The following is a 17,786-nucleotide window of genomic DNA, read 5'->3' as shown; positions in this document are numbered from 1 at the left end:
CCCCCTCAGACCGGGAGCTTGAATCACACCGTCACAGCGGGAGCGAGCAGATCAATGGGTCCTGAACCTAGTCTCCTAGGGCAGGACAAAGCGAAGCAACGACCATTCGTCCCCGGCACGCTCTCTCGGCGTGGCTCACAGTTTTCGTCCACACAGCGCCTGATCTCTAGCAGCTGGCTGCCGCGATGCGCCTTCGAGGTAGGCAGTCTGACAATGCGCTAAGATAATTGCGTTCGTCCACTAAAAATAGTTGCATTGATCCACCATCGCACGCAGCCTGTCAGTCAGGCCGGGACTGTTTCAGTCCTTCGACCAGCCGCCGCAGAGGAGAGCGTCTTGGCAGATCAGACCGACATCGACCGGGGCCCGCTGCCGACTCGTGTCGACCAGGTCGATCTGGATGTGCTGGAGAACACCTTGAGCTTCTACATCCGGGTGCTCGACGTTGCCGTGTCCCGCGACCTCGATGAACGACTGCAAGGGTTCGAGGTTGCGCGGGGCAAGTGGAAGATCACGGCCCTGCTCCTCATCGACAACCATCCGGGTATCAGACCCTCGGTCCTGGCCGAGATCGCCTTCAAGGATCGCTCGGCGATGGGCCGGATCCTCGACCAGTTCGAGGTCCATGGCCTGATCACGCGCCGTGTTTCCGCCGAGGATGGCCGGGCTCAGGAGCTTTACATCACCGAGAAGGGCTCGGCGCTTGCCGCCAAGGTGCGAAGCATCGTTGTGCAGCAGTCGAAGGACTTCTTTGATCGGATCATCCCGCCCGCCGAGCAGGACGTCGTGATCGACGTCCTGAAGCGCGCCTACCACCGGCTGCGGGAGATCCAGGAATGAGCCCGCGTGTGGCTCTCATCTCCGGGGCGAGCCGCGGGATTGGAGCCGCCGTTGCCGAGCGCCTGGTCCAGGACGGCTGGGCGGTGTCGCTGGGGATGCGCTCACCAGCAACACCGGCCTGGGCCGACGGACAGGACGAGCGCCTGCACCTCCAAGCCTACGACGCCACCGCAGCAGGATCGGAGGAGACCTGGGCGCGGGCCACGCTCGCCCGTTTCGGACGCATCGACGCGGTCGTGGCAAATGCCGGCATCATGATCCCGAAGAGCGTGATCGAGGCCGAGGATCAGGACCTCCGCGATCTCATGGAGGTCAATGTTCTGGCCCCGCGTCGCCTGGCCAAGGCGGCCTGGGAATCCTTGGCGGCCGGCGGCCAAGGTCGGGTGATCGTCTTAGCCTCGCTGTCCGGCAAACGTGTGAAGTCGCCGCGGTCGGGCAGCTACTCCCTGTCCAAGTTCGCCGCCGTCGCCCTGGCCCATGCCCTTCGGCACGAGGGCTTCGAGCAGGGCATCCGAGCCACGGCGATCTGCCCAGGCTTCGTGGCGACCGACATGGCCGCGGGCCTCACCAACCGCCCGGCCGACCACTTGACCGACCCGCGCGACCTCGCCCGGATCATATCCATGATCCTGGATTTGCCGAACGAGGCCAGCGTCGCGGAGTTCGCGGTCAACTGCCAACTCGAGGAGAGCTTCTGATGCCCGGGCCCTATGTCGTTCCCGTCCATGGCGATGCCGACCTTCCCCAGGAGGTCGATGTCGTTGTCATCGGCGGCGGGATCATTGGTTGCTCGACGGCTCTGGAGCTGGCCGAAAGTGGCCTGCGCGTGGCACTTTGCGAGAAGGGCGGGATCGGCAAGGAGCAGTCGAGCCGCAACTGGGGCTGGGTCCGCATCTCCCGCCGCGACCCGCGCGAGGTGCCACTGATGGCCGAAGCGCTGCGGATCTGGAAGGGCCTCGACCAGCGCACGGGCCGCGACACCGGGTATAGCCGCGCTGGCATCATCTTCACCTGTGTCGACGACGAGCAGTATGCTCAGCACGAGAGTTGGAACCGCAACCTCGACGGCTACCAGCTCGACAGCCGCATGCTTTCCTCCCGCGAGTTCGCGGACCTGCTGCCGGGATCGGATCTCAAGCTGAAGGGCGCACTCTTCACGGCCGCCGATGGTCGGGCGGAGCCGCAAAAGGCCGCGCCGGCCATCGCCGAAGCAGCCCGCGAGCGAGGCGCCCATATCCTGACCGAATGTGCGGTGCGCGGCATCGAGACGTCCGGGGGGGCGATCAGCGGCGTTGTCACGGAGCGTGGACCCATTCGCTGCAAATCGGTCGTGCTAGCGGGGGGTGCCTGGTCGGGCCTGTTCGCGGGCAATCACGGCATCGACTTCCCGCAACTCAAAGTCATGAATTCGGTGCTGCGCACCATGCCTCTCGAAGGGGGACCCGAGCAGGCCATCTGGCACAAGGACTTTGCGATCCGGAAGCGGCAGGACGGCGGCTACACCATCGCTTCGGGACACGAGAACGTCGTCAATATCGTCCCTAAGTCCTTCCGCTACGCCCGTGCGTTTCTGCCAGCCCTGAGGAAGGAATGGCGGTCACTCAACTTCCGGCTGGGCCTGAAGTTCGTGGACGAGGCGCGCATCCCGACACGCTGGGCACTCGATGAGGCGAGTCCCTTCGAGTACAATCGCGTTCTCGACCCCGTGCCCAGCAAGAAACTCTCCGACAGTGCGCTAGCCGCGGCGCGGCGGGCCTTCCCTGCCCTTCTCAAGGCCGAGATCGCCCAACGCTGGGCCGGCTACATCGACGTCACCCCCGACGCGGTTCCCGTCATCTCATCGATTCCCAAGGTGCCGGGCTTCTTTCTGGCGTCGGGTTTCTCCGGCCACGGGTTCGGGATCGGGCCTGCGGCCGGCCGGCTGATGGCCGACCTCGTGCTGAACCGCACGCCGTTGGTCGACCCGCATCCCTTCCGGTTCGGCCGCTTCTCCGACGGCTCGAAGATCGAGCTGATCAGCGGGTTCTGACCCGCGCCTACCCGGCCCGGGCCGACCCGGGCTGGTTCCTCCGCGGGATAGCGGCTCCAAGAACGCCGCACCCGCTCCACTGCAACAGGGAACCACCAGATGACCAAGCAGAGCTTTCATCCGACGCGTCGGCAGACCCTTCTTCTGATGGGGGCAGCCGGCCTCACCACCCTGGCCCCGAGCCTCACACCTCTCGGAGCGGCCCAGGCGCAGGAGGCCCCCTCCGGGCAGCTCGTGATCGGGTTCTCGCAGGAGCCCACGGTGTTCAACCCGCACATGCCCCACATCGAGGTGGACGAAGGCGTTCATTACGCGGTCTTCGACCCCCTCTTCGACGTCGATCAGGACGGCAACTTCTTCCCGCTGCTCGCCGCGGAAGTGCCCACGGTGGAGAACGGCGGCATCTCGGCCGATGGACTGACCTGGCGGGTGAAGCTGCGCGACGGCGTGACCTGGCACGATGGCACGCCTTTCACCGCCGAAGACGTGAAGTTCACGATCGAGCTGCTGGTGAACCCCGAGTTCAAGAGCTGGCGCAGCACCGGACATGACCAGGTTCGCAACCTGACCGTGGTCTCGCCGACCGAAATCACCTGGACGATGGAAAAGCCTTTCGCGCCCTATCTGTCGCTGCTCGCTGGCACCTTTATTGTCCCCAAGCACGCCTTCGAGGGTCAGGACCCCAACACGGCTCCCTTCAACAACACTCCGATCGGCACCGGCGCCTACAAGTGGAAGAACCGGGTGGCGGGCGACCACATCGAGCTCGAGGCCAACACCAACTACTTCGGCGATGGCCCCTACCTCGAGCGGCTAGTCATCAAGTACATCCCGGACCTCACCGTCCTTTACACGCAGTTCAAGACCGGCGACATCGACCTCGTGGGCCTGCAATGGATCACGCCAGATCATTACGAGGAAGCCAAGGGGCTGTCGGACCGGGTCGTCGAGGTGGTGGGGACGGCCACCTTCGAGTCGCTGTCCTTCAACATGCAGCGCCCGCAGTTCCAGGACTTGGCCGTCCGGCAAGCGCTCTATCACGCCATCGACAAGCAGGCGATCATCGACGCGCTCTACTACGGCGTCCCCTCGCCCACCGAGACCTTCATGCCGAGGGAGTCGTTCTACTACAACGACGCCCTGCCGGCGCATGAGTACAGCCCCGACAAGGCTCGGGCGCTGCTCGATGAGGCCGGCTGGGTTCCGGGCGACGACGGCATTCGCGTAAAGGACGGTGTCCGGCTCGCCTTCACCAACTCGACCACGGCGGGCAATCATCTGCGCGAGCAGGTCCAACAGTTCCTGCAGCAATCGTTCCAGGACATCGGGGTGGAGATGACCATCTCCAACCTGCCTCCGGCAGTAATGTGGGGCGACTACTGGATGCTGTCGCAGTTCGACTCTGTCGTTGTCGGGCTGAACGTGCTGACGGGGGCGGACCCGGACGCCTCGACCTTCTTCCTCTCCAGCGCGTCTCCCGCCAAGGGCGGCGCGGGCCAGAACACCTGGGTCTACGAGAACCCCGAAGTGGACGCCCTGCTCACCCAGGGAGCCGAGACGGTCGTTCCGGAGGAGCGGCGCGAAGCCTATCTGAAGATTCAGGAGATCCTGCGGGCCGATCTGCCCTTCCTGCCGATCTACCAGTACGCTGTCATCCACGGGCGCAAGGCTGGCGTCGAGGGCTTCGCGGGCAACGTGAATAACCGGATCGACACCTGGAACGTGCGCAGCTGGCGCTGGAACTGACGTCTTAGTCCGGCCCGATCAGCGAGCTCCTGGCTTTCTGCAGAGCCGCTGACCTGCACTTCGCACCCGCGGCCTCCTGATGTCACACCGGGGCCGCGGATCGGACGCATCCACGACGGAGATGCCTCATGGTCCGTTACCTCCTATCCCGCTGCGGACAGAGCCTGGTGCTCCTGTTCCTTGTCTCGCTCATCGGCTTCATGGTGCTGAACCTCGCGCCGGGCGGGCCGCTCTCCCAGTTTGCGCTGACGCCCGGCATGACCAAGGAAGCGCTGGACCGGATCGCCGAGCAGATGGGCCTCAACCGCCCACTGCCGATCCAGTACCTCGACTGGCTCTGGCATCTGATCCGCGGCGATTGGGGCGTGTCCTACCGTGACGGGCGCCCGGTGCTCGAGGTTATCGGCAGCCATCTCTTTGCGACCTTGCTGTTGATGGGAACGGCCACCTTCTTCGCGGTCCTGATCGGGGCCTCGGTCGGCATCAAAGGCGCGCTCGCGCAGGGCTCCGCCTTCGACACCACCACGACGGTGGCCGCGATGATCGCCCTGTCGATCCCGACCTTCTGGTTCGGCTTGGTCGCCATCTACGTCTTCTCGCTTTGGCTGGGCTGGCTGCCGGCGGGCAACATGTACACGGTCGGGGATGGCTCGGTCGGGGACTACGCCCGCCACCTTATCCTGCCCAGCATGGTCTTGGCGCTCGTCGAGGTCGCGGTCTGGAGCCGCTACATGCGGGCGGCCACTCTGGAGGTCATCAGCCAGGATTTCGTGCGGACCGCGAAAGCCAAGGGCCTGCCGCCCCGCCGGGTCGTGATGAAGCACATCGTGGGCAACGCGCTCGTTCCCATGATCACCTTGGCAGGCCTGCAGCTGCCTACCCTTCTGGGCGGTGCGCTCGTGACCGAGACAGTCTTCACCTGGCCCGGGATGGGGCGGCTCTTCCTCGATAGCCTGGGCTACAACGACTATCCGGTCGTCATGGGACTGCTGATGTTCTCGGCGATCCTGGTCCTGATCGGCAATCTCGCGGCCGACCTCCTGGCGGCCTCCATCGACCCCCGCATCCGGCTGGACTGAAAGGAGATGCCCATGATCGCCGCTGACGTGACCGAGCCTCGATCCGCTCCGACCCGCTGGTGGCGCTCGCGCAGCCTGCGCCGCTTCCTTCGCAACCGGCTGGCCCTTGTCGGGGTGGCGATGATCGTGACCCTGACACTAGCCTGTGTCCTCGGTCCCTATCTCCTGCCCTTCGACGAGCTGTACATCGACCTGCGAGCCCGATTTGCGCCCCCGGGCACCGGAGCCCACATCTTCGGCACAGACCCTCTGGGGCGCGACATCGCGGCCCGCCTCTTCCAAGCCGGACAGATTTCCCTTCTTGTCGGCTTCTCGGCCATGCTGATGTCCACCGTGTTCGGCACGCTAGTAGGGGTGGTCGCGGGCTACCTTGGTGGCCGGATCGGCGCCGCGCTCATGCGCGTGGTGGATGCCTTTCTGTCCTTTCCGTCGGTCTTCCTTCTGCTGTCGCTTGCCGCCTTCGTGAGCCCGAGCCCGCTGATGATCACCCTGATCATCGCGGTGACAAGCTGGATGGAGGTAGCCCGCATTGTTGAGGCGAACGTGCGATCGCTGCGGGAGCGGGACTTCGTCCTAGCCGCGCAGATGGTCGGGCTGACTAAGCGCCAGATCATGTTTTGGGAGCTGCTGCCGAACGTCGTGGGTCCCATCACGGTCGCGGCCACCCTGACCGTGGCCCGCGCCATCCTGCTCGAGGCCTACATCAGCTTCCTCGGCTATGGCATCCAGCCGCCGCTCCCCAGCTGGGGCAATATGCTGAACGGCGCGCAGCAGTATCTCGCTCAAGCTCCGTGGCTCGCCATCGTCCCTGGCGTGGCCATCGCGATGGCTGTGGCTGGCATCAACTTCATTGGCGACGGACTGCGCGACGCACTCGATGCCCGGTCGGATCAGAGATGACGATCGGGCCGATCAACAGCTTTCTTCCTTGTCCCACATCATCCTGAAAGGACCAACCATGAGCCTGTTTACCCACATCACCGCTGATACTGGGCTCACGCCAGGGCTCGAGGCCGAAGGAGGCCGTGGCAAATCCTGGCGCCGCTTGGTCTGGGAAGATGAGGGGCAGCCCGAGACGGCGACCAAGGTTGCTGTTTGGATCGCGGAACCGGGGACCTACGCCTATCCGCCCCGCAACCTTGAAGAGACCTTCGTGGTGCTCGAAGGCGAGGCCATCTGCCGTTTGGGCGACGGCGAGCCCGAGCGGATCGGCCCCGGCTCCATTGTTCAGGTTCCCAAGGGCGTCGCACCATGGCTCGAGGTGCTCTCGCCGTTCCGCAAGGTCGCGACCGTCGTTCCCAAGCCCTGATCTTCTCCGGAGGCCCCCATGCCCGGTCCTGTCCTGTCCGTTCGCGACCTTACCGTCAGCCTGCCCAAGGAGATGGAACGGTCCTACGCCGTCGAAGGTGTCACGTTCGATCTCCTGCGCGGCGAGATCCTGTGCGTCATCGGAGAGTCGGGATCCGGGAAGTCGGTCACGGCGAGCACGGTCATGGGGCTGCTTCCGCCCGTCATGAAGGTGACGGGCGGGACCGTGCTCTTCAACGGTCAGGATCTGCTCGGCATGCCGGAGGCCCAGCGTCGCGCTCTCCGCGGCAAGTCGATGTCCATGATCTTCCAGGACCCGCTGTCGGCCCTGAACCCGCTGATGACCATTGGCGCCCAGATCGACGAAGTGCTGGTGGCCCATGGCTGGAGCGACCGCCGAGTGCGTGAAGCCAAGGTCCTTGAGCTTCTGCACGAGGTCGGCCTGCCCGATCCGCCCCTCTTGCGCCATCAGTATCCGTTCCGCCTGTCCGGTGGGCAGCGGCAGCGGGTGATGATCGCGATCGCTCTGGCGCTCGATCCCGAGGTGCTCATCGCCGACGAGCCGACCACGGCACTGGACGTGACCACCCAGGCCCAGATCCTCGACCTCATCCGTCGCATCCTGCGTCGCAAGGGCATGAGCGTCATGTTCATCACCCACGACTTCGGCGTGGTGGCCGACATCGCGGACCGGGTGGTCGTGATGGAGAAGGGCCACCTTGTGGAGCAAGGGCCAGCCGCACAAGTGCTCAATGCGCCCGAGCATCCCTATACCCGCCGCCTGATCGCGTCGGTGCCCCGTCTTCGCTCCGAGGCGGCCGGTGTGCCCGACGCGAGCGAGATGCCTGTCATCCTGCGCGTCGAGGATCTGAGAAAGACCTATCACACCTCCGCCGGTCTCCTGGGCCGCAAGCGCCACGTCGAGGCCGTAAAGGGGGTCAGCTTGACTCTTTGCAAAGGGCAGACCCTTGGCGTGGTCGGCGAGAGCGGCTCCGGCAAGTCCTCGATGGGCCGAGTGCTGATGAAGCTCACGTCAGCGGACAGCGGGCGCATCCTGCTCGACGGCCATGACATCCTGCCCATGAGCGAGGCTGAGTTCCGGCCGCTTCGACCGCGCATTCAGATGGTGTTCCAGGATCCTTTTGCGTCGCTCAACCCGCGACAGACGGTGGGCGCCTCGATGACCGTCGGACCGATCGCGCAGGGCATGCCTGTGGGAGCGGCACGACAGAAGGCCCGGACCATTCTGGCCCAGGTCGGGTTGGATTCGAGTGCCTACGACCGCTACCCCCACGAGTTCTCGGGAGGACAACGACAGCGCATCGGCATCGCCCGCGCACTCATGTTCGATCCGGAGGTCCTGCTGGCCGACGAGGCCGTTTCCGCGCTCGACGTCTCCATCCAGGCCCAGATCCTGGAGCTCCTGGCCCGGGTGCAGAAGGAGCGCCAGCTGGCCATGATCTTCATCACGCACGATCTGCGCGTGGCGAGCCAGATCTGTGACGAGGTGCTGGTCATGCACAAAGGCCAGGTGGTGGAGGCCGGTCCTCCGGCTCGCATCTTCCGTGCGCCCGAGCAGGAGTACACGCGCAGTCTGGTGGACGCGATCCCGGGAAGCCACTGGGAAGCCGTTGCTTGATACTGGCGTAGTTGATCGGACCTCTATCCCGGTTACCCGCCGCCTGTGAGTTGGGCCTGGTTGTCGCAATCGCCCGAGCGCGCCAACTTGGGGTACGCAAAGCGCTCGCGACGGGATATCGGGTGGTTGCCAGTTTTGTTTGCAACTCCTCTCTGGTCCTACCTCTGTGTTCTCCTAAGGTTCAGGATGTCCCAAGTTGAACACCAGAAATCTTGGAGCAGCCACATGGCAGGTCGAAGATCTGAGACGGTGCTCATCGTCGCCAAAGCCCTGAAGAACCGGGAGCCAAAGGAGCGCGATGAGGCGGCGCCCGCTCACTCTGCGGGGGGCTTACGGCAGGAGCTAGGTTCCTGTGACGACAGGCGGTTTGTCTTACACGGTGAGGAATCGCGCCGACTACCCGCGATCAGGAGTCTTCCGGCGCCCACGGAACAGTTCGGCATCGTTGCTGACCTGCAGGGCGCCCAGACTTGGGCACAACAGCCGACCACCTTTCTGCGCGAAATAGCGGAGTTCGTTACGGCCCAACTCGTAGGGGAGGCGGCCGAGCGGGCCTATGTGCGTTCGGACATATTTGAGAAGCGGCGAGAGATGGACGCTAGGGCTACCTTCCAGGCTGAGAACGCGGTGCAGGAGCATCTAGGGGTATGATCGAGGGCTTGCTTGCTCCACCCGCATACAGATCTCTGGGTCCGCTCTTTCGCGAATTCGTAGGGACATACATATTGGCGGTGGAGCGAGGTGTGAGGCCGCCAGGTGCTCCAATCAATGTCGCGTCCCTGCTCAACAACGATCAGGTAGGGTTCCTCTGGCACGAGTTCCGTTGGCGTCTGAAGGAGGAGCAGGACGCGGTAGTTTTCCTTCGCCACCACAGTGCTTCCGTCGTCGCCATTGATCCCGACACACTTGCCTTTGCCGATGAACATTCGGCAGCGAGGGACGGTACATTCTTTGTCCGCCCCCATGACCACGATCGGTGCGCGCTAGGCGCGACCCACAACCATGCAAAAATGTGGGTTACGACAGACCTTGCAGCGGCGCTGCGGCGGCGATGGCTCCCCGCCATGCCTACCATACAGTGGCAAATGCTTGCACCGATCAAGGCAGGCTCAAAGTCCGGCCCTGGTCGTCCAGTGCGAGGAAACCTGCGCGACGCGTGCCAAACGCTCTTTCCCAACGGCATCGACTGTTCCTGGCCAAAGGCAGCAAGGGCCATCTCGGACCTTATCGGTGAGGACGTCCCGGTTAGAACTCTGAGCCGGGCAGCCAAAGAACTCGGGGTGCCGAAGGTTGGTCCAGCCAAGGATTAGTTGGCCAAATCCCCTGCCAAAATTAGCGGTCGTTAACGCCATACTTCCACGCCGCTTGGGGCGGGGCATTGTCTCCTCATGGACCTGCAATGCACAGGAAAGCACCCATGATCGAGAAGCACCTGAACCGGCGCGAGGTCGAAGAGATCGTCGGCCTGAGCCGCGCTAGCATCTATCGCTTGATGGAGCGGGGCGAGTTCCCACGCCCCGTCCGCGTCACCAGCAAGGCCGTACGCTGGCCTGAGAGCTCCATCGCTCAGTGGATCGTCGAGCGCGCGCAAGTCGCGTCGTAAGGATCAAACAACATGGACCTGGAAACGGAGTGCCCCGGCGCGCCTGGCAGCGCCACCGGGGCTAATGAGACGGCCCGCGAAAGCGTTCTCACCACCGAACATAATGCCTGCCTCCCGCCGCTGGCAAGCCTTGTCTGGGACAAGGACGCGGGGTCGATCGAGCGCTTTGAGCTCGTGCGGCGGGAGGGTTGGGTATGACCTGGAGCGTCTGCATTCGAGAAGCTCAGAGCCCGAATGGGGATACGATCTACGACGTCATCGCGATGAGCGAGGCGCCTACTCTCGACGAGATCCCCGATGTCTTAGTTTGCAGCCACACGAACCGCCGCAGGGCCATCGCGGCGGCCCGACGCTTCGTCGAGGCGCGTCGTCAAGAGCTTCACGAACCGAAGGTGATCCCCTTCCCTAAACGCGGGAGGGCGGCATGACGGACAACGACCCAAGTGCCTTCTACGCCCTCCAGAGGGCGAGATGGCTGGGCAGAGATCCTGAGCCGCAGCTCCACAACGCTAGGTTTCTCAATAGTTCGGAGGAAGCTGCATCGACGCGCAACACCTCTAGCATCTGCCTGCCGACCCCCTTTCCCTGGCGCGACCCGGCGACTCTGCCACCACGGGCCTGGGTGTATGGGCAGCATCTCTTGCGCGGGCAGATGTCCTGCACCGTCGGACCTTCAGGAATTGCCAAGTCATCTCACGGGATTGTCGAAGCGTTGGCTATGGCGTCAGGGCGCGCCCTTCTCGAAGACCGCCCAGTCGGCAAGCTCTGTGTTTGGCTCTACAACCTTGAGGACCCGCTGGACGAGCTGGACCGCCGCATCACTGCCGCCATGCTGCACCACGGGATCAAGCCAGAAGAGATCGGGGGGCGCCTCTTCCGGGACTCGGGCCGGCAGCACCCGCTCTGCACGGCCACTCAGGTGCGCCAGGGCACACGGATCGAGCCTGCGGCGATGGATCGGTTGGAGATGCAGATCCGCGTTCGAGGTGTCGATGTTCTGATCGTGGACCCCTTCGTGTCTTCGCATCAGGTGAACGAGAACGACAACGGCGCCATCGACTTGGTAGCCAAAGAGTGGGCCGCGCTAGCCGACCGCTGCAACTGCGCCATCGAGCTCGTTCATCACACCCGCAAGCTGAGCGGGGAAGAAGCCACGAGCGAGAGCAGCCGGGGCGCCTCGGCGCTCCTCGGGGCTGCGCGATCGGCCCGTGTGCTGAACCCCATGAGCAATGCGGAACGGGACAAGGCTGGCCTCAAGAACGATCCCGCCCCTTACTTCTCTGTCACCAGGGACAAGGCAAACCTTGCGCCGCCGGGCAAGCGGGTCTGGCGTCGCGTTGCCTCTGTAGACCTGGGCAATGGCGACAGTGTGGGCGTGGTCGAAGCATGGGAGTGGCCGGACCCTTTCGAAGACGTTTCGGTGGCCGATCTCCTGGCTGTGCAACGAGCCATAGACGGCAAGCACCCTCGCAAGGATGCGCAGGCCAACGACTGGGCGGGGCACATCGTGGCGGAGGTGCTGGGCTTGGACGCGGATAGCGACAAGTCGCGGATCAAGCAACTACTCGCTGCTTGGATCAAGTCCGGCGCTCTGCAAGAGGAACGCCTTCCGGACGGCAAGTCGCGCAAGCGCCCGTGCTTGGAGGTGGGCGAATGGGCCAGCGTTTGAGCCTCTCCACCACCTCGCTTTGCTTGGTGGAGACCGGTGGAGAGGTGGAGCGCATCGACGGGCTTCTCCACCTCTCCACCACCCCGCCCCTAAAGGGGCGGTGGGGTGGTGGAGAGAGATGGAGTGCCCTGCCCGTCTTGGCGGGGTGGAGAGATCGAGCACCTGCTTTCGGCGCGAGGACGTGGCATGGCACGGCACTTTGGCCGGACCGAAGCCATAGGTCCGTTAGGGGCCGCGCGGCCGCGGCACGGTCCGGCTCGGATAGAGGCACTCAGCCTAAAGACAGGGTGCGGACCTGGCCCCGGTATGGGGCCCGGTCTGGCCAGCCTGCCCCTTGGCGGTGGCGCGGCCCCTGGGGCCTGCCTAGTCACCAAACGAGAAAACCGATTTCGTTTCGTTTTGGGGCCATCGTGAAAAGCTCGCAATCCTCTGAAATCCTGAGCCTCTTACCGGTTTGCGCCTGGGCTGTCTCTGCCCACAGCAACCGAAATGACCGCGACGCGCAGGTGACTTGGGCTGCGGGTCCTTCCCGTCGGCTTGAATCCATCAATCCGGCACGGACGACTGGCGCCGCCGACGCCACGCCCCTCGGCCCCGAGGTCCGCCCGTTGCAGTCCTTCGGCCGAACTAATCCTGACCGCGCGCTGACCGGCACCAAGATCGTGGGCCCTTTTCGCAGAGCAGGCCGCGCTGCTAGCCGCGTGTCACTTGCGGGGGAGGACGCCTGGTGAACCCCTACCCCGCCACCCGCATGACCCCGACGGAGCGCCGGGCTGAACTCTGCGCGATCCTCGCCCTCGGGCTGAGGCGCCTTCGCGCTCGCCAGTCAAGCGAACTATCCGTTCGTTCGGGAGAGAGTTCGCTACACATCCGGGCCGACCAGAGCGGTCATGCAACCGTGTCCAACCGGAGAGTCGCATGACCACGTTCTCACCCTCGCCCGCCTCCTTGCCCCTCACCTCGCCCGATCCCATCCCGGCGCGCCTTGCCGCGCTCAAGACGACCCCCACGCCCGAGCTCAAGCGCCAGTGGCGGGAGCTCTTCGAGAGCGAGCCGCCGACCTTCAACCGCCGCTACCTCGAGAGCCGTCTCGCCTACCGCATCCAGGAGCTCGCGTATGGGGGCTTGAAGCCCGAGACCGTCCGGCGGTTAGAGGCGCTGGGCGAGCAGCTCGACGGCGGCAACGTCGTGACCCGCCGTATCCGGGCGGACCTGCGACCCATCGCCGGCACGCGGCTCATCCGCGAGTGGCAGGGCACAGAGCAGGTCGTGACGGTGCTGCCCGAGGGCTTCGAGTGGCAGGGCCGACCCTACCAGTCGCTCTCGGCCATCGCTCGCGCCATCACCGGCACGCGCTGGAACGGCTGGGTGTTCTTCGGGCTCAAGAACCACCGGAGGGCGGGATGAGAAAGACGAGGACTAACACGGCTTCCAAGACCAACGCCGCCCCGACCTCTGCCCCGGCTCTCGCCCCTGTCACCAAGCCGCTCGTGCGCAAACTCCGCTGCGCCGTCTACACCCGCAAGTCGTCCGAGGAGGGGTTGGAGCAGGAGTTCAACTCCCTCCACGCCCAGCGCGAGGCCTGTGAGGCCTACATCGCCAGCCAGCGCTCTGAGGGCTGGGTGCTGGTGCGCGACCAGTACGACGACGGCGGCATCTCCGGAGGCACGCTGGACCGCCCCGCCCTGCAGCGGCTCCTCTCCGACATCGAGGACGGGCTCGTGGACGTGGTGGTGGTCTACAAGATCGACCGCCTGAGCCGCGCGCTCATGGACTTCTCCAAGCTCGTGGAGGTGTTCGATCGCAACGACGTGACCTTTGTCTCCGTCACCCAGTCCTTCAACACCACCACCTCCATGGGCCGCCTCACGCTCAACATTCTCCTGAGCTTCGCGCAGTTCGAGCGGGAGGTCACGGCCGAGCGCATCCGGGACAAGGTGCGGGCCTCCCGCATGAAGGGCATCTGGATGGGTGGCGTGCCGCCCCTGGGCTACCGCGTCCAGAGCCGCAAGCTGGTGATGGACCCGGAGCGAGCTCCGCACGTGCGCTGGATCTTCGAGCGCTTTGCCGAACTGGGCTCGGGCACGGTGCTGACCCGGGAGCTCAAGGCGCGGGGCGTCACCACACGATCGGGTGGGCCGATCTCCAAGAGCGTGCTCTACCGCCTTCTGAGCAACCGCACCTACCTGGGCGAGGCCGTCTACAAGGGCACGAGCTACCCCGGCGAGCACGAGGGGATCATCGACCAGACACTCTGGGACAAGGTCCACGCCATCTTGCAGGAAAGCCCCCGGCTGCGCGCCAACCGCACCCGGGCGCAGACCCCGGCGCTGCTGAAGGGCCTGATCTTTGGTCCGGACGGGGCGGCGTTCTCGCCCAGCCACACGCGCAAGGGTGGGCGTCTCTATCGCTACTACGTGAGCCAGACGGTGCTGAAGCAGGGCACCGGGTCATGTCCGGTGGGCCGGGTGCCCGCGGGCGAGATCGAGGCGGCGGTCGTCGACCAGCTCCGGGCCGTGTTCCGCCAGCCCGAGATCGTGGTGGGGACCTGGCGGGCCGCACACCAGGAGGACCCTGCCGTCACTGAGGCCGAAGCAAGGGAGGCGCTCCACCAACTCGCCCCCTTGTGGGATGAACTCTTCCCGGCCGAGCAGGCGCGCCTCGTGCAGCTCCTGGTCGAGCGCATCGACCTCACCCTCGAGGGGCTCAACCTCGCCCTGCGCGTGGACGGGCTCACCGGCCTTGTGCGGGAGATGGCTCCCGGGCTGGAGCAGGCCGCCTGATGCGCATGACCACCTCGCCCGACAGCCTCACCCTGCATGTGCCGCTGCGCCTGGTCCGGCGCGGCGGGCGCAAGGCGGTGGTGCTGCCGCAGGACACCCCTGCCCCGCGCGCCCACTTCGACAGCACCCTCGTCAAGGCGCTGGCCCGCGCGTTCCGCTGGAAGCGGATGCTGGATGCAGGCGAGGTCGCCACCATCGCTGAGCTGGCCGAGCGCGAGCGGATCGCGCCGTCTCATCTGTCGCGGGTTCTGCGGCTCACGCTGCTCGCCCCTGAGATCATCGAGGCGATCCTTGATGGCCGCCAGCCCCGCGGCCTGGTGCTGGAGATGCTGCGGGAGGCGTTCCCGCCGGAGTGGCACCAGCAGACGGAATGGCTTCGGCAGCAGGCACGCTAGCCGGACCTGCCCCGCCTTGCGCCACCCCGTTGCCCCCCATAGGCCTGCGCCGGTCACGTGGAGCTGGAAAGGAGCCAAGCCGTGAGCCTGCAATCGGTCCGCGAGTTCTTTGCTGCGCACGCCCCGGAGGTCGAGGTTCTCGTTACGGAGGAGAGCTCCGCCACCGTGGCCCTTGCGGCCGTGGCCCATGACGTCGAACCAGCCCAGATCGCCAAGACCATCTGCGTCCGCGTGGGCGAGACCACAATGCTGGTGGTGACCAGTGGCACTGCGCGGCTGGACAACCGCAAGTTCAAGGACCGCTTCGACACCAAGCCCCGCATGCTGGAGGCAGACGAGGTGCTGCTAGCGACCAGCCATCCTGTAGGCGGTGTCTGCCCCTTTGGCCTCCCTGCCCCGCTGCCCGTCTACTGCGACGTCTCGCTGCGCGCCTTCGCGGAGGTCGTCCCGGCCGCCGGCGCCATCAACGCAGCCGTGCGGCTCACACCAGAGCGCCTGGCAGAGCTCACTGCCGCGGAATGGGTGGACGTCTGCAAGTAGCCATTGTGGAGCACTTGTGCGGTTACCGTTGTCCCTCAGGTGCTGACTCGTCCGACATCCACGGCGGACGGGCAACACCAGTGCCATCAACTCGCGCGAAAGTAGTGGGACTCGGCTTGCCCCCTACAGGTCCAGCAACTTAGCCTGTGCGCCGCAAGCACGGTGATGTCAGCTCGATCCTGGGGCGCTCGGCAGGGCCGTCGCAATGAGGGGGTGAGCCGGGAACATGCAAGCAGCCGAGCAAACGATCAGCCGAGTCCTTACAGAGGAGATCCGCTACGTCATTCCAGCTTATCAGCGTCCTTACTCATGGCAGAAGGGCAACGTCGAGCAGTTGCTCGATGATGTCTGGGAGGCGTTTGGGGCAAATGATGAGGAGTACTTCATCGGCTCACTTATTACCATCGAGCGCGAGAAGGGCCAATTCTACGAGGTGGTCGACGGCCAACAGCGGCTGACCACCCTCAATCTAATTCTTGCTCGGCTCCGCGATGCAGTCGACGAGCCTGCCAAGTCGGCGCTGGGTAGTCGGGTCCTTCCGCGCAATGCCCTCACCGGCGAGGAGGAAACCCCCCGCCTTACGCTGCGCAACCGGGATCAATCCTTTTTCCGGAAACATGTTCTAGCCGGCCAGCCCGTCTCCGAGGCGACCAAGCGCGAGATCATTAAGGAGCAGGACGCACCCAAACAGCGGATCATCGAGAACCTCGAGGTGATCGACAGCTTCGTCGCGCAACACGACCAGCAGACACTCAAGCTCTTTGCCAACTACCTTCTAAGCCGCGTCTACGTCGTCTTCGTGACTACGGCCTCTTGGCAGTCAGCATACCGGCTCTTCAACGTGCTCAATGCCCGCGGCATGGCCCTCACCAACGCCGATCTCATCAAGAATCTTTTGTTTGCCCGGCTGGGTGGCGACGGGGCCAAGAGCGCCGAGCTTGATGAGGCTTGGCTGACGCTTGAAGAGCAGATCGGCATCGAGCGGCTCGATCAGTTCCTCGGCCATCATCGCAGCTCGATTGTAGCGACGAAGACGCGCAAGGCGCTCCACGAGGAGTTCAAGACGCTGATAGAGGGGACAGCGTCGCCCTTCGACTTCCTCGACGGGCTGAACGCGTCCGCTCAGAACTACCTGCGCATCCTGCGGGGGGAGTTTGCCACTGCGGCTGCGCGGCGCTCGATCCGGTCGCTCCATCGCGTTGCCTTTGAGGAATGGATCCCGCCGCTGCTGGCCTTCTTGAATGCCCCCGTCTCCGGCCTGACTGAAGAGGAATTCATCGGCCTCCTCGAGCGCATCACCTATCAGAACTGGGTGCGTCGCCTGGCCTTCACCGCGCGGCTCACGGCATACTTCCAGCTCATCAATGCCATCCGCTCAGGACGATCGGCGGAGAACGTTCGCGCGATCTTCCGCGCCAATGCCAATGATGAAGAGTTTCGGACGCTGCTCGACGGCGATGTTTATGTTCGGCCATTTGCCCAAGCGGTGCTTTTGCGACTCGAGGAGGCGGACCAGGACGAGTCCGTCACCAAGGACTTTGGCGGCAAGATCACGATCGAGCACGTACTGCCGCAGGCACTGAAAGACGAGTACTGGCGCTCCCGCTTTACCGAGGACGGGCATCGCCTCTGGCTTCATCGCCTAGGCAACTTGGCGCTCCTAGCCGGGATCAAGAACTATAAGGCACAGTACTTCCCTTTCGACCGCAAGAAGAGGATTTACGCCGAGCGGAACAACAAGGTCAGCTTTGATACGACGAAGCCGATCCTCGATGCGCCGGACTGGACCCCCACGGTGCTCGCGGACCGCCAGGCCGACCTTCTCGAGCGGGCAGTGTCCCTCTGGGCCATGGAACAATGAACAACATTGAGATGTACATGGGCCTGTTCTTGCAGGATTTCGCATGAACAGCATGTCACAAGCCGAGCTGAAATCCGCCCTGTGGGAAGCCGCCAGTACTCTCAGAGGGTCAGCTATCGACCGTACTGACTGGAAGGGCTACATCCTCCCACTGCTCTTCTTCAAACGCATCTCGGATGTATGGGATGAGGAGACGGCCGAGGCGAGGGAGATGTACGGGGAAGGGCGTTGTTGCGCAACTCGAGTTGAGGCCGAGTTCGCCCCTTTCCCCTCGAGGTCAGGCGACGCGCGTGA

General features: G+C 64.7%; 18 protein-coding genes. All 18 read left to right on the top strand.

Annotation, left to right across the window (positions count from 1 at the left end; all coding sequences use genetic code 11):
- Window positions 1–255: 255 nt before the first annotated feature.
- Complete coding sequence (locus FHG71_RS20890) at window positions 256–840, top strand: MarR family winged helix-turn-helix transcriptional regulator (protein WP_218014192.1); 585 nt, start codon at window positions 256–258, stop codon at window positions 838–840.
- Window positions 837–1,538 carry an SDR family NAD(P)-dependent oxidoreductase gene (locus tag FHG71_RS20885; protein WP_139083631.1) on the top strand — a complete coding sequence of 234 codons (702 nt, stop codon included), beginning with the start codon at window positions 837–839 and terminating at the stop codon, window positions 1,536–1,538. Before FHG71_RS20890 ends, FHG71_RS20885 begins: the two co-directional genes overlap by 4 nt.
- Window positions 1,538–2,869, top strand: a complete 1,332-nt coding sequence (locus FHG71_RS20880) for an NAD(P)/FAD-dependent oxidoreductase (protein WP_139083630.1) — start codon at window positions 1,538–1,540, stop codon at window positions 2,867–2,869. Before FHG71_RS20885 ends, FHG71_RS20880 begins: the two co-directional genes overlap by 1 nt.
- 99 nt (window positions 2,870–2,968) lie before the next feature.
- Complete coding sequence (locus FHG71_RS20875; RefSeq protein ID WP_139083629.1) at window positions 2,969–4,615, top strand: peptide ABC transporter substrate-binding protein; 1,647 nt, start codon at window positions 2,969–2,971, stop codon at window positions 4,613–4,615.
- Between the two features lie 128 nt (window positions 4,616–4,743).
- A complete protein-coding gene (locus tag FHG71_RS20870) occupies window positions 4,744–5,694 on the top strand; it encodes an ABC transporter permease (protein WP_139083628.1) in 951 nt (316 codons plus the stop codon).
- 12 nt (window positions 5,695–5,706) lie between these two features.
- Complete coding sequence (locus tag FHG71_RS20865) at window positions 5,707–6,594, top strand: ABC transporter permease (RefSeq protein ID WP_139083627.1); 888 nt, start codon at window positions 5,707–5,709, stop codon at window positions 6,592–6,594.
- Between the two features lie 58 nt (window positions 6,595–6,652).
- On the top strand, window positions 6,653–7,003 hold the full coding sequence (locus FHG71_RS20860) for a cupin domain-containing protein (protein ID WP_139083626.1): 351 nt from the start codon (window positions 6,653–6,655) through the stop codon (window positions 7,001–7,003).
- 18 nt (window positions 7,004–7,021) lie between these two features.
- On the top strand, window positions 7,022–8,641 hold the full coding sequence (locus tag FHG71_RS20855; RefSeq protein WP_139083625.1) for an ABC transporter ATP-binding protein: 1,620 nt from the start codon (window positions 7,022–7,024) through the stop codon (window positions 8,639–8,641).
- 1,417 nt (window positions 8,642–10,058) lie between these two features.
- Window positions 10,059–10,244, top strand: a complete 186-nt coding sequence (locus FHG71_RS20850; RefSeq protein WP_139083624.1) for a helix-turn-helix transcriptional regulator — start codon at window positions 10,059–10,061, stop codon at window positions 10,242–10,244.
- A gap of 12 nt (window positions 10,245–10,256) precedes the next feature.
- Window positions 10,257–10,442 (top strand): hypothetical protein, encoded by a 186-nt coding sequence (locus FHG71_RS20845; protein WP_139083623.1) that lies wholly within the window; start codon window positions 10,257–10,259, stop codon window positions 10,440–10,442.
- Window positions 10,439–10,672, top strand: coding sequence for a hypothetical protein (locus tag FHG71_RS20840; protein WP_139083622.1), 234 nt, complete (start codon window positions 10,439–10,441; stop codon window positions 10,670–10,672). Before FHG71_RS20845 ends, FHG71_RS20840 begins: the two co-directional genes overlap by 4 nt.
- The gene (locus tag FHG71_RS20835; RefSeq protein WP_139083621.1) at window positions 10,669–11,913 is read left to right on the top strand and encodes an AAA family ATPase; all 1,245 of its coding nucleotides are present in this window, start codon (window positions 10,669–10,671) and stop codon (window positions 11,911–11,913) included. Before FHG71_RS20840 ends, FHG71_RS20835 begins: the two co-directional genes overlap by 4 nt.
- 918 nt (window positions 11,914–12,831) lie before the next feature.
- On the top strand, window positions 12,832–13,320 hold the full coding sequence (locus FHG71_RS20825) for a DUF2924 domain-containing protein (protein ID WP_139083619.1): 489 nt from the start codon (window positions 12,832–12,834) through the stop codon (window positions 13,318–13,320).
- On the top strand, window positions 13,317–14,696 hold the full coding sequence (locus FHG71_RS20820; RefSeq protein WP_139083618.1) for a recombinase family protein: 1,380 nt from the start codon (window positions 13,317–13,319) through the stop codon (window positions 14,694–14,696). The genes FHG71_RS20825 and FHG71_RS20820 overlap by 4 nt, the downstream gene beginning before the upstream one ends.
- Window positions 14,696–15,091 carry a hypothetical protein gene (locus tag FHG71_RS20815; protein WP_425467380.1) on the top strand — a complete coding sequence of 132 codons (396 nt, stop codon included), beginning with the start codon at window positions 14,696–14,698 and terminating at the stop codon, window positions 15,089–15,091. The genes FHG71_RS20820 and FHG71_RS20815 overlap by 1 nt, the downstream gene beginning before the upstream one ends.
- 81 nt (window positions 15,092–15,172) lie before the next feature.
- Window positions 15,173–15,631: a YbaK/EbsC family protein gene (locus FHG71_RS20810; protein WP_139083617.1), complete on the top strand. Its 459-nt coding sequence runs from the start codon at window positions 15,173–15,175 to the stop codon at window positions 15,629–15,631.
- Between the two features lie 226 nt (window positions 15,632–15,857).
- Window positions 15,858–17,492 carry a DUF262 domain-containing protein gene (locus FHG71_RS20805; protein WP_139083616.1) on the top strand — a complete coding sequence of 545 codons (1,635 nt, stop codon included), beginning with the start codon at window positions 15,858–15,860 and terminating at the stop codon, window positions 17,490–17,492.
- A gap of 43 nt (window positions 17,493–17,535) precedes the next feature.
- Window positions 17,536–17,786, top strand: a 251-nt coding sequence (locus FHG71_RS20800) for a type I restriction-modification system subunit M N-terminal domain-containing protein (protein ID WP_218014191.1), incomplete at its 3' end; no start/stop codon positions are given.

Origin of the sequence: Rubellimicrobium roseum, from assembly GCF_006152145.1 — a bacterium.
GTDB lineage: Bacteria > Pseudomonadota > Alphaproteobacteria > Rhodobacterales > Rhodobacteraceae > Rubellimicrobium > Rubellimicrobium roseum.
This window is presented reverse-complemented; position numbering and strand designations above follow the sequence as displayed.

What these genes read in the sequence shown, in the direction of transcription:
- FHG71_RS20865 (WP_139083627.1), top strand. Translation starts at nt 5,707, where the DNA reads ATGATCGCCGCTGACGTGACCGAGCCTCGATCCGCTCCGACCCGCTGG.
- FHG71_RS20840 (WP_139083622.1), top strand. Translation starts at nt 10,439, where the DNA reads ATGACCTGGAGCGTCTGCATTCGAGAAGCTCAGAGCCCGAATGGGGAT.
- FHG71_RS20855 (WP_139083625.1), top strand. Translation starts at nt 7,022, where the DNA reads ATGCCCGGTCCTGTCCTGTCCGTTCGCGACCTTACCGTCAGCCTGCCC.
- FHG71_RS20875 (WP_139083629.1), top strand. Translation starts at nt 2,969, where the DNA reads ATGACCAAGCAGAGCTTTCATCCGACGCGTCGGCAGACCCTTCTTCTG.
- FHG71_RS20815 (WP_425467380.1), top strand. Translation starts at nt 14,696, where the DNA reads ATGCGCATGACCACCTCGCCCGACAGCCTCACCCTGCATGTGCCGCTG.
- FHG71_RS20860 (WP_139083626.1), top strand. Translation starts at nt 6,653, where the DNA reads ATGAGCCTGTTTACCCACATCACCGCTGATACTGGGCTCACGCCAGGG.
- FHG71_RS20885 (WP_139083631.1), top strand. Translation starts at nt 837, where the DNA reads ATGAGCCCGCGTGTGGCTCTCATCTCCGGGGCGAGCCGCGGGATTGGA.
- FHG71_RS20870 (WP_139083628.1), top strand. Translation starts at nt 4,744, where the DNA reads ATGGTCCGTTACCTCCTATCCCGCTGCGGACAGAGCCTGGTGCTCCTG.
- FHG71_RS20845 (WP_139083623.1), top strand. Translation starts at nt 10,257, where the DNA reads ATGGACCTGGAAACGGAGTGCCCCGGCGCGCCTGGCAGCGCCACCGGG.
- FHG71_RS20805 (WP_139083616.1), top strand. Translation starts at nt 15,858, where the DNA reads ATGCAAGCAGCCGAGCAAACGATCAGCCGAGTCCTTACAGAGGAGATC.
- FHG71_RS20880 (WP_139083630.1), top strand. Translation starts at nt 1,538, where the DNA reads ATGCCCGGGCCCTATGTCGTTCCCGTCCATGGCGATGCCGACCTTCCC.
- FHG71_RS20820 (WP_139083618.1), top strand. Translation starts at nt 13,317, where the DNA reads ATGAGAAAGACGAGGACTAACACGGCTTCCAAGACCAACGCCGCCCCG.
- FHG71_RS20825 (WP_139083619.1), top strand. Translation starts at nt 12,832, where the DNA reads ATGACCACGTTCTCACCCTCGCCCGCCTCCTTGCCCCTCACCTCGCCC.
- FHG71_RS20850 (WP_139083624.1), top strand. Translation starts at nt 10,059, where the DNA reads ATGATCGAGAAGCACCTGAACCGGCGCGAGGTCGAAGAGATCGTCGGC.
- FHG71_RS20835 (WP_139083621.1), top strand. Translation starts at nt 10,669, where the DNA reads ATGACGGACAACGACCCAAGTGCCTTCTACGCCCTCCAGAGGGCGAGA.